We start from the raw sequence: 15,914 nt of genomic DNA, 5'->3' as shown, positions 1-15,914 counted from the left end.
CTCTCAGTAGTATATACTTTTTAGTATGAGCAAACTACAAGTCTCAAAGGATGATAGCATGCTAGAAGAATATATAACAAAGATGCGCGAGCGTTGCCATATCAATAAATTAGATCCACTTGTCATCCCCACTTTTAATAGCTTATCGGATGTGGAGTTGTCCGAAATACAAAGTGAATACAAGGATACATTAGCTATTATTAGACTGTTTATGAATACATTTTTGGAAAAGAGTAAAGGTATACCTATACTTGTGGCGGTTACGGACGAAAAAGGGAATATCATTGAATATCTTGGCGATCCGAGCATGGAGGATACGGTTGTTAATCAGGTCGGTCTGAAAAAAGGCGTCCAATTCAGTGAAGCGCAAGCAGGAGTTAACTCTGTTTTAGCGGCACTGGAACTTGGTATTCCTGTACAGCTAATAGGGGAGGAGCATTTCTATTACTTTCTCCATCAGACTGCATGCTACAGTGTTCCGCTATATCATAAAAACCAAGTAGTTGGAACGATATCGATGATGACTTTTGTGCAGGTCGCGAACCCGCTTATCATGGCTTCTTTGGAAACGATTGTGGATTCGATTCAAAGGGAATTGAACCTTCTAGAAAAGAATCGATATTTAGATGAAATGAACCATATGGTGCTGGAGCAATCCAACACAGGCTACATAGTGGTAGAGGGAAACAGGGAAATCGTTAGAATAAATCCTAAAGCTAGGGACATTTTAGGTTTGCCCCATGAAAATGAACCCTTCACTATTAATGAACTAAAGTTGTTGAGCCGTGTTCATGACCTATATGTAAAAGGAGAAGTTATCCAGGATTACAAAATTATTTTTCAAAATAAACACGAGACAAGAACATGTTTGGTAGATTTTTTTTCTTTTCAACGAGGAACATTGATTCAGCTTCATGATATTACAGAATATACGAAAACCGAATCCTATATTCAAAATGCTGAAAAGCTTGCTATTGTAGGACAAATGGCAGCAGGAGTTGCACATGAAATAAAGAATCCACTTACTACTCTAAAAGGCTTTATACAGCTGAGTAAAGAAGGCGGACCAAGTAATGCCTTTCCAGAAATCATGTTGAAAGAAATAGAAAGGATTGATCAAATCACCAATGAGTTCCTTGTTCTGTCTAGGCCGACGGTTCAGAGAAAAGACTGGCATGATGTGCGTGATCTTATCAGGGAAATAGAAGTATTATTATCGAGCTTTGCCATTATAAAAAATGTTGAAATTCTATACGACTTTCAGGATGTTAAGCCTATCTATAGTGATGGCAATCAAATGAAGCAGGTGTTTATCAATCTTGTGAAAAATAGTGTGGAGTCGGTGGAACAGAACGGAAAACTCACCATCAGTGTAAGACCACATAGTGAAAATGAACTTTTGGTCCGCTTTACTGATGATGGGAATGGTTTCCCTGACCAGATTTTGCACAGAATGGGCCAACCATTCCTTACAACCAAAAAAGACGGCAATGGCCTGGGATTAATGATCTGTAAACGTGTCGTAGAAGAGATTCATAATGGTAAGCTTTGTATTCAAAATAATAACAATGGTGGGGCGGTAGTGGATATTATTCTGCCTTGTAATGGCTAACAATACTACTCAAAGGAGGCACTTTCAATGAATTTCCATAACAAAACAGTAATAGTTACTGGTGCGGCGAACGGAATAGGAAAAGGAATCGCAACGGCATACATAAATGCGGGTGCACAAGTGGTGCTTGCGGACCTGGATGAAAAAGCAGGACAAACACTTCAACAGGCTCTAGGGAACAATGCCATTTTCGTCCAAACCGATGTCCGCAAAGAAAAGGACATACAACACCTTATGACCAAAACCCTGGAACATTTCCAACAGATCGATATCCTTATAAATAATGCAGGAGTATCCCGATTTACTCCACTGCATGACCTTACTGTCGACGCTTGGGATGATGTGATCAACACGAATTTGCGCAGTGTGTTTATTGCTTCTAAAGAAGCATCTAAATATTTGAAAAGTGGCGGTTCTATCGTTAACATCGCCTCCACTAGGGCAACGATGTCTGAACCCAACTCAGAAGCATATGCGGCAACTAAAGGCGGGATTGTAGCGCTGACGCATGCGCTTGCAGCTTCTTTAAGTGAGCGGAATATTACTGTGAATGCTATTTCACCTGGATGGATCCAAAATGAAAATTATGAAGAGTTAAGAGATAAGGACCATGCACAACATCTGTCCAATCGAGTCGGAAAACCGGAAGATATTGCAAAGGCTTGCTTGTATTTAACTGACTCCGAAAACAATTTTGTCAACGGAGAAAACATTACCGTGGACGGCGGCATGACAAGAAAGATGATTTACGAGGGATAACCTAGTATGAAAGAAAAAATGAAGAATGATTTGCTATTATATCAAAAAGCACATGAGAACAAATGGAATCAGATTCTTCACTATTTTGCTTTTCTCTTTGCTTTCTTAGCCTGGATTTTTATATTTATTAATTGGTGGGTAACCCTGGTGCTAGCTATATTACATTATGTTTTTTCCTGGATCGGACACTTTTACTTTGAAAAGAATAAGCCAGCATCATTTAGGTATCCACTCATTGGTTTTTATGCCGGTTTTAGTTGTTTTTTCTTAAAAACATTCGAGCTGATTTCAGGTAAAAGAATCCTCCCCAAATGAATTTAGACGCTTCGAGAACCTCCATGGCTCCCGAAGCGTTTTTAAATTTATTGCGGTTTCGTATAGTTTAAATCCCATTTCACACCGAAGGAATCCTGAACACTTCCAAAACGTGCTCCCCAGAAGGTGTCTTGAAGCTCCATCAATACTTTTCCGTTCTCACTTAGGCGTACGTATAGGGTGTCAACCTGTTCTTCGCTTTCCATCTCCAGCATGAGAGAGACGTTGCCACCAATCTCTACTGTTTGACCTGGGAATGAGTCAGATGCCATCAGTGTTAGATTTCCTTTTTCAAAACGCGCGTGCATAACAAGGTTGTCAGCTTCAGGTGGAGTAGGGAAGTCCGCTTCGCCAAAGGTCATGATGCCTTTGATTTCTCCTTCAAATACCTCTTTGTAAAACTCAAGTGCCTGTCTTGCATTGCCGTTAAATGATAAATAAGGTACAGCATGATGCTTCATTTTCAACACTCCTTCTCAATGGGTATGTACTTACTCTCTCATTATATTTTGGTACAAGTGAAAAGTAAAGAACATACGTTCGACAAAGTGTGATTATCGGAAAGTTATTGAAAGCGGATTCACTACCTTTTATAATATAAGTAGTCGAAACGTTTCAAAAACATATATAAAGGAGTGAAAAGCATGGCTAGAATTACATGCGATTTTTTCTCGGAGGCTTTGCAATGTTCAACATCCATGACGGTTCTATTGCCACAGCCGAATTCACAAATAGGGGTCTCAACAAAAGTAAAACAAAAGAAACACCCTACCCTCTATTTACTGCACGGACTTTCCGATGACCATACCATCTGGACAAGATTCACTTCCATAGAGCGTTATGCCTCTGCTATGGGGTGGGCGATTGTGATGCCTGCTGCTGGGAGAAGTTTTTACACGGATATGGAACATGGATATGATTTTTACAAATTTGTCAGTCAAGAAGTTCCGACACTTGCTCAAAGCTTTTTTCCGTTGTCAGATAAGAGAGAGGAAAACTTTATCGCGGGGCTTTCAATGGGCGGTTATGGGGCTTTCAAAGTCGCCATGAGGAATCCGGAGAAATTTGCTGCAGCAGCAAGCATGTCAGGTTCTGTAGATATCAATGAACGATTGCCTGCATTCCCAAGAGATTTCAAATACATATTCGGCGATCGTCCTATTTTGGGAAGTGAGGATGACCTTTATCATCTTGCGTCAAGAGTAGGAGAAAGAGCTCCAAAGTTATATCAGTGCTGTGGCACGGAAGATCATAACTATGAAGCAAATACCCGCTTTAGAGACCATGCCATCCAAGCGGGATTAGACCTTACCTTTTCCGATGGTCCCGGCGGCCATGATTGGGGATACTGGGACAAGCATATCGAGGATGTGTTAGCATTCTTCGAACAACAACTTTAATCGGTGATTATAAGTCGAAATAATAAGTTCTCTTAAAGTTGAATGTTGAATAATTACCGCTTTCTAGCTGTTGATTGGAGCAAAAGGCGAAGACTCCAGCGGGGGAGTAACGGTAGCTTGAGACCCCACAGCGCAGCGAGGAGGCTCAAGCACCGTCCCGCGGAAAGCGAAGCCATTTGCGGAAATCAACAGCGGTGTTTAACAGAAACAATATGAAATTATCGAATCGATTCTACTAATCAGAATCGGTTCTTTTTTCCGTTCTACATAAACATAGAAACACAGGTAATACCTACCAAACCCTTATGTATTAAGACTTTTCAATCAATTCTATCAATCTCCGAAAATATTTAGAAAATAATATTGTAATCGTTTACAAGACGGAGTATAATGACGTTAGTGAAACGTATCAATTGCAGATAGACAGGTAGAAAAGGTTGAGTAGATCTCCCTTTTTATTTTTACGAACTAATTGAAACGTTTCGATAAAGGTGTATAAAAAATATTTAAGGGGTGTATGGGTAATGAAATTGATGAAACCTTGGATCGCGATCGCCGCTTCGTTCATGTTGGTAGTTGGGTGCAGTAATTCCAACAATGCTTCAAATGACGCGGAGAAGGAAGGTAACAACGAAGATCAAGTAACCATTAAGTTTGCCAGCTGGGCGCTTGGAACGGAAGAGGATAATAACATCGAGCGTTTAATGATTGAGGAATTCGAAGAGAAATATCCTAACATTGATGTAGAAATTGATGAGTCGATCTCAACAGATGACTGGAATAATTCCCTTTCCTCTGCAGCAAGTGCAAATGCGATGCCTGACGTTTTCATGGTATCACAAGTACCGACTGGCCTTGCGAATGACTGGTTGTTAGATGTAACGGAATTGGCTGCAGAAGATGAAGACTTTGCAAACATTCCTGAAGTTGTAACAGATTCTGTTACATACAATGATGCAGTATATGCAATTCCTAGTGCACAGCATTTCCTTGGTTATTTTGTAAATAAAGATTTATACAACCAGGCAAACCTGGATGTTCCTGAATATGGCATCTCTGTTGATGACTTTACGGAATCTGTTCGTTCCGTGACAAATGTGAACAGTGGAGTAGTTGGGTTGAATAATCCATTTGCCATTGTGGATTGGTATCCTTCTTCTGTAAATGAAGATATTGGATGGTATACATTCAGTGAAGATGAGTATCACCTAAACAGTAATGAATTCATTTCTGGTGTTAATCTTACAAGCAACTTTGTAACAAATGGTTATTCTTATGAGAATTTGTCTGATGAGCAAAAAGCCAACTTCAATGGCGAGAATGCTGGAGAAGTATTTGCCGGCGGTGGTATCGGACTTAACTGGGATGGTACATGGGCAGTGGAAAATTTCTCTACTAACCTTGATTTTGATTGGGACTTCGTTGGAACTCCTGGCGGAAGAACGGTTATCGTAAATGATTTCATGGGAATCTCTAAATCTACTAAACATCAAGAAGAAGCGTTCCTTTTTGCTAAGTGGATGAGCTTTGGTAAAGAAGGGTTCTTAAAACGTATTGATCTGGCAGTAGAGCATGAGAAAGCATTGAACAACTTGCCTGTAACACAGGACGAGGAAGTATTGGATGCATTCTTCGAAGTTCAGGATATCCCTGGCTTACGTACAGCATATGACAATCTGGCGAATGGAATTGTGGAACCTGTGAAAACAGTACCAGGATTCGCTCAATCTAGATGGGAAGCACCAACCGGCGTTGCAATCGGAGAAGAGCCGAACGCAAATATCGCAGCATTGATTGATGCGAGCGTCAGAGGCGAAATCAAGATTGAAGACTATGCGGCACAAATCAATGAATTAGCAAATCAAAAGTACCAAGAAGGCAAAGAAGCGATTGGTCAATAAGATGGATCAACTGTGAAGGGGATGGGGATTAGATATGAAACGTAAAATGATGTTCTGGTCATTAATACTGCTGTTGCTAGTACCAGGCCAATTCGCATTTGCTGATGAAGAGAAGAGCCTAGAGCAGGTGGCAGAACAAGTCATTGAGCCACGCTATCTATCAATCCTTAAGCAGTGGAATGAAGTGGGACAGGGCAACGCGCAAGATTTCGAGCGCGTTGTCACTCCCGCTGATTTTTTATCCATTGATGAGAATAGCCTGCTTTCTAGTGGAGAAAGCAAGGAGTATGGCGATAGGTCTATGCTTGGAGAAACAAGGATACCGTCACGATTGAAGTGGATGTAGAGGAAGAAGGCTTATATGAACTGGGCTTCGACTATTATCCTCTTGGTGAAGGAATTGTTCCGATAGAAGGCTCTATCAAAGTGAACGGGGAATATCCATATTTTGAAAGTCGCAGGATTACCTTCCCGAAGGACTGGAAAAGTGCAACAAATGATTTTGAACAGGACCGCTTTGGAGATGAAATTATTCCAGAGCAGCTGCCAATCGAACAATGGCATTTTATCAAGGCAGAGGATTCTAGTCATCTGCAAGCAAGGCCATTGAAGTATCAATTAAAAGAAGGAAAAAACACCATTACGTTAGAGAACATCCGGGGAGAAATGCTGCTTGGAAACATATATGTGAGCGGTGTGGGAACGATCCCTACATATGAAGAATACAGAGAGAACCATGCTGGGGATCTCACAGAAACAAACAGTATCACGATCGAAGCGGAGCACCCGCTGAAGAAGAACAGCTCTTTTATCAGACCTGTGAATAGACAGGATGCATCTGTTGTCCCTTATGAGCGTGACAAACGCCTATTGAATGCAATCGGCGGGGAGTCATGGGAGACGAGCGGTCAAACGGCTACATGGGAAATGGAAGTAGAGGAAGCAGGCTACTACCAGATTTCGTTGAAAGTTTTACAAGAAAAACAATCAGGCTTTCCGGTGTTCCGGACAGTCATGATCAATGGAGAGGTACCTTTTGAAGAAGTAGAAAGCTATTCTTTCCAACAGGAGAAAAATTGGGTAAATGAAACGCTTAGCAACGAAGACGGGGAACCGTATTATTTTTATCTAGAAAAGGGGAAAAATACCCTGACACTTAAAGGTGATGCGTCACCTGTAAATCGCACGTTATTCGAAATGGATGAAGTGATGAAGGGCATTGAACAACTCTCCCTATCCATAAAACGATTAACCGGAAACAACCAAGATCGCTCTCGCGGCTGGAGGATTACCGAGTACATGCCTGAGATTGAAGGAGACCTTACTTCATGGGCGGATAAGCTGGAAGGAGAAAGTGAGTATCTGCTTGAATTAAGTGATGGAAAAGAATCAGTGGAGATTGTATCGCTCAACATTGCCGTTGAACGGTTAAGAGAGCTTGCAGCAGACCCTGACAAAATTCCAGCACGACTGACTCAGCTTTCAGAAGGCTCCAGTTCTGTCGCACAGCTTCTTGGAAATGCAACACTGGATTTGAAAAAACAGCCATTAATAATGGATCGAATATATATTCACGGTGATGAAAAGTTACCAAAACCAGAACTAGGATTTTTCGCGAAAACAAAAGAATCTGTCCTGAAATTCTTCCACTCGTTCCAGTCTAATACGTTAGCAACGGAAAAAGTGGATGATGATGTGGTGGATGTGTGGGTAAACAGACCACGTCAATATGTAGAATTGATGCAAAATATGGTGGATCAAAACTTTACGCCTCAAACAGGAATTAAAGTGAGATTTTCCATCATGCCTTCTGAGCAGAAATTGATTTTGGCTAATGCAGCAAACAGTCAGCCGGATCTCGCGCTAGGAATCAGTAGCTGGTTGCCATATGAACTTGCTATCCGTGGAGCGGCCTATGACTTAAGAGAATTTGACGATTTTGATGAAACGCTTGCTCATTTCTCTCCTGGTGCCTTCTTGCCAATGATCATTGATGATGAGGTATATGGGTTGCCGGAAACGCAAGACTTCTTTGTTCAATTTTACAGAAAAGATATTTTAGGTACGTTAGATGTTCCTGTCCCTGACACATGGGAGGATGTAGTAGATGTCTTGCCTGAGCTGCAACGCTTTGGGTTGAATTACTACACGCCTATTGCAGGTGCAGTGGCATTCAAACCATTCCAATCTACCTCTCCATTTATTTATCAACATCAAGGGGACATGTATAAAGAGAATGGCATGGGTACGACGATTGACAGCGATGAAACAGTCCGCGGCATTCAGCTTATGACGGATTTGAATACGATCTATAGCACACCGCTTCAGGTGCCGAATTTCTATAACCATTTCCGCTATTCCACCTTGCCGATTGGTGTGTCTAATTTCCAGACTTATGTAGAGCTTACATCTGCAGCACCGGAAATCTCCGGCTGGTGGGACATTTCCCTTCATCCTGGAGTGGAAAATGAGGACGGAGAAGTGGAACGATGGGCAACAGGATCTGGACAGGCCGGCATGATTTTTAACGGCAGCAAGAATAAGGACGAAGCATGGCAAGTGTTGAAATGGTGGATGTCCACAGAAACACAGACTGATTTTGCTACTACCTTGCAAATCATGTATGGTCCTTCTTACATGTGGAATACCGCAAATCTTGACGCCTTTAAGCAATTACCATGGCCAGAGGAACATAAAGAAGTCATCTTAGCGCAATGGGAACATTTACGTGAAGTGCCGAAAACGCCATACACCTATATGGTAGAACGTGAGATTAGTAATGTATGGAACCGTGTTGTCTTTGACGGGGAAAATACCCGTTCAGCTGTAGATGATGCGGTGGTGACTATCGACCGTGAAATGAGGCGGAAGATGGAGGAATTCGGATATATGAAAAATGGAAAAATCGTGAAAACTTATCCGATTCCGACGATTGAACAAGTAGAAAGCTGGGTGGAAGAAAATGAGGAGTAGCCTTCAAAAGCATGCAAGTACATCGATCTTTCTTGCACCATATTTAATCTTTTTCTTTACCTTTATCATCATTCCGGTGGTAGTGGCCATTCTTTTATCGTTCACGTATTTCAATGCGATTGAGATGCCGAGCTTCATCGGGCTTGCCAACTATGTGAGTGTGCTTACGCAAGATGAAGTCTTCATGCAACGCGTCTTGCCGAATACGTTGATGTTTGCAGTCATCGTCGGGCCGGGAGGATATATTTTATCCTTCCTGCTAGCTTGGATGCTTGCTCAAATCTCTAAAGGGCCGCGAACGGTATTGGCGCTTATCATCTATTCCCCATCCATGACAGCCGGCATTGCGATGGCGGTTGTATGGACCATCATTTTCAGTGGGGATCAGACAGGCTATTTAAACAGTCTTTTAATCACAATCGGTGTCATCTTAGAGCCTGTTCAATGGCTGCAATCACCAGATCACTTAATGACGATCATGATTGTTGTTACCCTTTGGGGGAGCATGGGAGTAGGATTTCTTGCGATGCTTTCCGGTGTTTTGAACATCAATAGGGAAATCTATGAAGCTGGTTATATTGACGGCATAAAAAATAGATTCCAAGAAATCATCTATATCACCATTCCATCCATGAAGCCGCAGATGCTTTTCGGAGCTGTCATGGCTGTGGTCGGGACGTTCCAGGCCGGTGCGATTGGGGTAGCCTTATCCGGTGCCAATCCGACGCCACAATATGCAGGTCAGTTAATGGTCAACCATTTAGAGGACTACGGCTTCATCCGATATGAGATGGGATATGCAGCAGCAATATCCGTTCTATTACTATTATTCGTATATATCTTCTCAAAAATCGCCTGGCGTTTATTCGGTGAAAAAGACTAAAGAGTAGGGAGTGAATGATGTGTCGGCATTCCATGGAACGAAAATCAATCCAGACCGTTTTCACAAAAGCCAATTAAAGTTCTATGCATTTCTAATACCGCTCGCCATCTTTATGGCTATGCCCATCGTCTTTGTCTTTTCTCACGCCTTTAAGCCGATCGATGAGCTATTTGCTTATCCACCGCGCTTTTTTGTGCAAAAGCCGACGATGCAGAACTTCATTGATTTAATGAATAACACAAGCACAACGGGCGTTCCGATGTCCCGTTACTTGTTTAACAGTATCTCCATCACCCTCATCGTCGTCTTTGTCACTGTTCTTATTAGTACGATGGCAGGGTATGCCTTATCGAAAAAACGATTCAGACTAAAGAAAACCATCTTTGAAATCAACACACTTGCCTTAATGTTCGTTTCGGCGGCAGTCGTCATTCCGCGTTACTTGCTGATTGAAAAGGTGGGACTGTTGGACACATTCCTTGTCCATATTTTTCCGTTGATCGCGATGCCGATCGGGCTTTTCCTAGTAAAACAATTTATTGATCAAATACCGAACGAATTGATTGAAGCAGCCCAGATGGACGGGGCGACAGACTATCAAATTTTCCGAAAGATTATCATTCCGCTTGTAAAACCGGCGATTGCAACCATTGCGATCCTTTCTTTCCAACTTGTTTGGAATAACACGGAAACCTCGACATTGTTTGTTGATAATGAAAATCTGAAGACCTTTGCCTTTTACATGTCGACCTTAACTTCGGCCACAAGTGGAAACACGGTAGCGGGTCAAGGTATGGCGGCAGCGGCATCTTTAATTATGTTCATTCCAAATTTAATCATCTTTATCATCTTACAAAGCCAGGTAATGAATACGATGGCACATTCAGGAATCAAGTAGAAGGGGGAGAAAAAGAGTATGAAGCGCATTTTTATTGGCTTATTGACTGTATGGTTAATCCTCCTTTCTCCTTTGCAATCTTTTGCAGCCCTGTCTGTTCCATATAATACAGAGACGGTATCAACAGAAGGGTATCTAATTGAAACGCAGACCGCCTATATTCCAGTGGGGCTTTTCGGAAGTACGAATGATATTGTCAGTCCAGAAGATGTCTATATCGATCAGAACAACGATGTGTATGTGGCTGATTCCGGTACGAAGAAAATCACCAAGTTTGATGAGAATGGTAGAAAACTGTTAGAAGTCGGAGAAGGAATTCTGCAAATGCCGACGGGGGTTTTTGTAGACGAAGAACAGCAAATATATGTAGCAGATTATACAAATGAAAAAGTATATCGTTTTTCTGAAGAAGGCGAAATGCTCCAAGAATACGGCAGACCGGATTCTCCCCTTTTTGGGACAAAAACACCGTATAAACCACAGAAGATTACCGTAGACAAACGAGGCAACCTCTACATTATCGGAGAGGGTTCGACAAACGGGATCATCCAGGTTGGGCAGGATGGTACATTTCTCGGATTCTTCGGAGTAAACCGTACAAGACCATCGTTAATGTCTGTCATCCAGGATGCACTGACAACAGATCAGCAGCGCTCTAGCATGTTCCTGAAAGTGCCGCCTGCGCCTACTAACATTGCGATTGATGAAAAAGGGCTTGTATACACCATTACAGCCGGTACTAGCTTTGAAGTCATTCGAAAGCTGAACATTGCCGGTGGGAATATTTTATCGCCGTACATTTCCGAGATTACTAATCTTCAAGATATCGCAATGGGGCCACTTGGAAATTTCTTTGTTTTAGCTAAAGATGGAAGAATTTATGAGTATGATAGTTTTGGAAATCTGCTCTTTATTTTTGGCGGAAAAGACGATGGAACAAACCGTCTGGGATTGTTTATGGATCCTTCGGGAGTTGCAACAGATAATCTCGGCAGAGTTTTTATTACAGACCGTGAGCGCGGGACAGTTCAAGTGCTGGAGCCAACAGCTTTTGCAGAAATGCTTCATGGTGGGATCTCCCTCTATGCTCAAGGGCTTTACATAGAGAGTGAGCAATATTGGAGCGAAGTGTTGCGGATGAATTCTTCCATTGGCCTTGCCCATAACGCAATGGGGGAAGCATATTACAAGCAGCAGGAATATGAAGCGGCCCTGGAATCCTTTGAACTGGTAGGGAATGTGGAAGGATATTCGGATTCCTTCTGGGAGATCAGGAACCAGTGGATGAATGAGAACCTAAGCACTGTTTTTGCTATCTTAATTGGATTATTTGCTATTAGAGCGAGCCTGCTTTTTGCAGATAAAAAGAAAGGGATTTTAGCACCGGCAAGGAAAAGATGGCAGGCATTTAAAAGTAAGAAACTTTTAAGTGAGCTATTATTCTTAGGCAAGTTTTTACGTCATCCGATAGACAGCTTCTATTATATTAAAAGACAGAGAAGGGTCAGCGTTTTATCTGCAACCATTCTTTACATCATCTTGTATGCAGAATTTTTATTTATGAAGTATTTTACAGGATTTATTTTCAGGGGAGGTATCTCTCTTGAACAAATTAATTTCGGCATGGAATTCATACTATTATTCCTGCCAATCATTCTTTTCATCGTTTCTAACTATCTGGTCAGCACGATCAACGATGGAGAAGGAAGATTCTCGGATATTTATATTGGAACCATTTATTCGTTGGCACCGATTATTGTGATGTTAGTTCCAATTACACTCATGTCAAATGTGCTTACGCTTAATGAGTACTTCTTATATGTTTTCTTTATGCAAGTGATGATGGGATGGTCATTGATTATCTTGTTCATCATGATCAAAGAAATTCATGCCTTTGAATTCTGGGGAACGGTACGAAACATCTTTACGACGATTTTCTGTATGCTCATCATCGTATTGGTATGCTTCATCATCTACGTATTGATGGATCAGGTTATTGATTTTGTAACAGCAATCATTCAGGAGGTGATTCTCCGTGTTTAAAAAAATTCTGCTCGCTATGCTTATCGCCATTCTTCCGGTTTCTGTCTTTGCAGAATCATTGACATCAAAGGAAGAGTTGGAAGATATCGAAGTGGAAACAGAGCTCGGAGAAGAGACACTCCGCTTTGATTCCAATCAGTTCACACAACCAGAGGGAGAGAATAAACCTCTGCCCGAAGGAAGCCTTGAAGGTTTTACAAAGGTGACGGAGAACGACAAGCTTGCCTTGTATGTGCAAGAAGAGTCGCTGGCTATAAAAATTCAGAACAAAGAAACGGGCTATATTTGGCACTCTGGCGTTGATAATTCCGAGAACTACCGATTGAACAATACATGGACAGATATGGTTCAATCGGCCCTCACAATTGATTACTTGGATCGTCGCGGAAACATCAAAACAGAAAGCATTCTAACGGAAGACACAAAGCCAAGCATTCAATTAAACGACAACGGCTTTACCGCGGAGATTGATTTCCGAGGTTCTAGCATTGAAGTAGTGCTGAACGTAACGCTTGAAGAGGAAAGCATTGTAATTGATGTGCCTGATGAAGGCGTACAAGATGGAACCTACAATAAGATTGTGGCCATGAAAGTATATCCATTCCTTGGTGCTGCACATATGGATGATATCACCGGTTATTTATTTATTCCGGACGGAAGCGGTGCGCTCATGCGTTTTGAAAAGAGTGCTTTCCGCTCTGATACACCATTCATCGGTTCCATTTATGGAGAAGATGAAGGCTTTACAAGACCGAAAAACACAGAAGATGTTTACACATACCCGGCACAGACGATTTCGGTTCCTGTGTACGGTGCCGTACATGGTGTAAAGCAAAATGCTTTCATCACCTTCATTGAGGAAGGCCAAAGCTATGGAAGAATCCTTGCTTACCCGTCTGGGGCATCCACTGATTTCTTTTGGGTAACATCAGACTATCAATATCGCTTTAATTATTTTCAGCCGACAAGTAAGAGCATGGGTGGATTTAATGTCTACCAGGAAGAAAAAAACAACTTCAATATCAAACAGAAAGTCATGTTTTTATCTGATGAAGAAGCAGATTATGTAGGAATGGCGAACAGATATCAGCAGCATTTAGAGGAGAAAGGCACTCTTTCTAACAACAATGAGGACAAGGTAGATCTTCGCCTCGAGCTTTTAGGCGGGGAAACGAAAAAAGGCCTGATATGGAATTCCGTTGAGCAAATGACTGAGATTCAAGACATTCCTCGTTTTGTAGAAGAGTTAGAGCAAAACGATGTGGATAATCTGCATGTGGTGTTAAGAGGCTGGACAAAAGGCGGCCTGACGGGAACGCTGCCACAAAAGTTTCCGTTAGAGAAGAAGGTTGGCAGTAAAGGGGATTTGGAGGAAACGATCCAAACTCTAGAGGAAAAAGACATTCCTTTCTATTTGCACACAGACTTCACGACTGCTTTTGACGGCGCATCCGGCTTTTCCGGAAGCAAGGATGTTTCCAAGAAAATTAACGGCCAACCGATGACGCAAAATCATTTTGGCTATAGCAGTTATTATCTCAGCCCTGCGAAATCGCTTGAAATTGCCAAAAAAGATGCAGCTGATTTCAAGGATCATGGGGTAGAAAATATCGCAGTTGAAACGACTGCAAGCAAACTATTCTCTGACTTTAATAAAGGCATGTCGTCTTCAAGGGCAGAGATGATTGAATTGAATCAAGAACTGTTTGCTCATTATCAGGAGCAAAATATTGATTTATCCTTATATCGTCCGAATGACTACGCTTGGGGTTATATGGACAAGTACTTAGATATGCCGATGTACTCCTCCAACTATATGTTTGTGACGGACACCGTTCCGTTCTTGCAAATTGTTTTGAAGGGCTACACGCCGTATTATGCGACCTTCTCCAACTTCTCTCATAATCCAACGGAAGAAGTGTTGAGAATGATCGAGTTTGGTGCATATCCATCCTTTTATCTGACAAGAGAGTCCGCACAGCTATTAATGAAGACTCCTTCAAGAGGTTTGTATACGTCAGAGTTTGCTAGTTGGAAAGAAGAATTGATCAGTCAATACAGTCAAGTGAAAGAAAGTCTTGGAAAAGTAGAGAACAGCTCGATTGTTGATCGCATTGTCCATCAACAAGGTGTGTCAGAAGTTGTCTATGAAAATGGTGTATCCATTATCGTCAACTACACGGATTCAGACGTTACCATTGACGGCACAACGGTCGCTGCTACGTCATTTAGCATAAAAGAAGGGGGGAATTAAGCATGAAGCAGCTATCCATGCGCTCAAAGAATTCGCTAACAGGATTATTGTTCATCTCACCATGGATTCTTGGATTTCTCTTATTCACAGCTTATCCCCTCTTTTATTCTTTTTACTTAAGTTTTCAAAAAGTACGGATTACCACCGAGGGCATTCAAACAACCTTTGTTAAGTTTGATAATTTTAAAGACGCCTTTACAGTGGACGCATTGTTCACCCAAAAGCTATTGACGTTCGTGCAGGAGCTTGTGTTATCGGTGCCCATCATCATTGTGTTTTCTCTAATCATTGCGATTCTGTTGAATCAGCCGATCCGCTTTCGTAATTTTTTCCGGATGATTTTCTTTCTGCCGGTGATCATTGCGAGCGGCCCGGTTATCAATGAATTAATCTCACAGGGAGTGACATCCATTCCGTCCATCAAGGACTATGCGATATTTGAAACGATGCTCTCTGCGGATTCCTTATTCAGCAGTGTTCTCCTGTATTTGATGGATAACCTGATCATTATTTTATGGTTCTCCGGGGTACAGTTCTTAATTTTCCTGGCAGCCTTGCAAAAAATAGATACACAAGTCTATGAAGCTGCCAAAATTGACGGGGCGTCCAACTGGGAATGCTTCTGGAAGGTGACACTGCCAAGCATTTTCCCAATGATCGTCGTAAACACGGTTTATACGATTGTGACATTCTCGATATTCTCGTTAAATCCAGTCATCGAGCATATCCAAACAAATATGTTTCAAATCAATACAGGCTTTGGTTATGCCTCAGCCCTATCATGGATCTACTTCTTATTGATTGCGGTTGCACTGGGTATTTCCGTAGCGTTGTTAACCGTTAGAGGAAGAAAAAATTATGCTTAAAGGAGGCCGT

At 41.8% G+C, this 15,914-nt stretch carries 13 protein-coding genes; 12 read left to right on the top strand and 1 reads right to left on the bottom strand.

Annotated features, from left to right (window positions below; genetic code table 11):
• The first annotated feature begins 58 nt into the window (after positions 1-58).
• The 3 genes from K7887_RS18960 to K7887_RS18950 are packed head-to-tail and all read left to right on the top strand — an operon-like array spanning position 59 to position 2,686.
• Positions 59-1,612, top strand: a complete 1,554-nt coding sequence (locus tag K7887_RS18960; RefSeq protein WP_223491179.1) for an ATP-binding protein — start codon at positions 59-61, stop codon at positions 1,610-1,612.
• A 27-nt stretch (positions 1,613-1,639) separates the two neighbouring features.
• Positions 1,640-2,371, top strand: coding sequence for an SDR family NAD(P)-dependent oxidoreductase (locus K7887_RS18955; protein WP_223491178.1), 732 nt, complete (start codon positions 1,640-1,642; stop codon positions 2,369-2,371).
• 6 nt (positions 2,372-2,377) lie between these two features.
• Positions 2,378-2,686 carry a DUF962 domain-containing protein gene (locus tag K7887_RS18950; protein WP_223491177.1) on the top strand — a complete coding sequence of 103 codons (309 nt, stop codon included), beginning with the start codon at positions 2,378-2,380 and terminating at the stop codon, positions 2,684-2,686.
• Between the two features lie 47 nt (positions 2,687-2,733).
• Here the strand turns inward: K7887_RS18950 and K7887_RS18945 are convergent, their stop codons facing one another.
• Entirely contained in the window at positions 2,734-3,147 is a 414-nt protein-coding gene (locus tag K7887_RS18945) for a VOC family protein (protein ID WP_223491176.1), read from the bottom strand.
• Between the two features lie 183 nt (positions 3,148-3,330).
• Between K7887_RS18945 and K7887_RS18940 the strand changes: the two genes are divergently transcribed.
• The 9 genes from K7887_RS18940 (at position 3,331) to K7887_RS18900 (ending at position 15,904) form a co-directional block, all read left to right on the top strand.
• Positions 3,331-4,086: an alpha/beta hydrolase gene (locus K7887_RS18940; protein ID WP_223491175.1), complete on the top strand. Its 756-nt coding sequence runs from the start codon at positions 3,331-3,333 to the stop codon at positions 4,084-4,086.
• 524 nt (positions 4,087-4,610) lie between these two features.
• Positions 4,611-5,987 (top strand): ABC transporter substrate-binding protein, encoded by a 1,377-nt coding sequence (locus K7887_RS18935; protein ID WP_223491174.1) that lies wholly within the window; start codon positions 4,611-4,613, stop codon positions 5,985-5,987.
• Between the two features lie 34 nt (positions 5,988-6,021).
• Positions 6,022-6,333, top strand: a complete 312-nt coding sequence (locus K7887_RS18930) for a hypothetical protein (protein ID WP_223491173.1) — start codon at positions 6,022-6,024, stop codon at positions 6,331-6,333.
• Complete coding sequence (locus K7887_RS18925) at positions 6,324-8,960, top strand: extracellular solute-binding protein (RefSeq protein ID WP_223491172.1); 2,637 nt, start codon at positions 6,324-6,326, stop codon at positions 8,958-8,960. Before K7887_RS18930 ends, K7887_RS18925 begins: the two co-directional genes overlap by 10 nt.
• Positions 8,950-9,843, top strand: coding sequence for a carbohydrate ABC transporter permease (locus K7887_RS18920; RefSeq protein WP_088019464.1), 894 nt, complete (start codon positions 8,950-8,952; stop codon positions 9,841-9,843). Before K7887_RS18925 ends, K7887_RS18920 begins: the two co-directional genes overlap by 11 nt.
• A 19-nt stretch (positions 9,844-9,862) precedes the next feature.
• The gene (locus K7887_RS18915; protein WP_088019463.1) at positions 9,863-10,741 is read left to right on the top strand and encodes a carbohydrate ABC transporter permease; all 879 of its coding nucleotides are present in this window, start codon (positions 9,863-9,865) and stop codon (positions 10,739-10,741) included.
• An 18-nt stretch (positions 10,742-10,759) separates the two neighbouring features.
• The gene (locus K7887_RS18910) at positions 10,760-12,784 is read left to right on the top strand and encodes a YIP1 family protein (protein WP_223491171.1); all 2,025 of its coding nucleotides are present in this window, start codon (positions 10,760-10,762) and stop codon (positions 12,782-12,784) included.
• On the top strand, positions 12,777-15,038 hold the full coding sequence (locus tag K7887_RS18905; protein WP_223491170.1) for a DUF5696 domain-containing protein: 2,262 nt from the start codon (positions 12,777-12,779) through the stop codon (positions 15,036-15,038). Before K7887_RS18910 ends, K7887_RS18905 begins: the two co-directional genes overlap by 8 nt.
• A 2-nt stretch (positions 15,039-15,040) precedes the next feature.
• A complete protein-coding gene (locus tag K7887_RS18900) occupies positions 15,041-15,904 on the top strand; it encodes a carbohydrate ABC transporter permease (protein WP_223491169.1) in 864 nt (287 codons plus the stop codon).
• The last annotated feature ends 10 nt before the right edge of the window (positions 15,905-15,914 follow it).

It is taken from the genome of Sutcliffiella horikoshii, from assembly GCF_019931755.1.
GTDB classification, from domain to species: Bacteria; Bacillota; Bacilli; order Bacillales; family Bacillaceae_I; genus Sutcliffiella_A; species Sutcliffiella_A horikoshii_E.
Note: the sequence above shows the minus strand (reverse complement) of the source record. Positions and strands in the feature narration are given on the sequence as shown.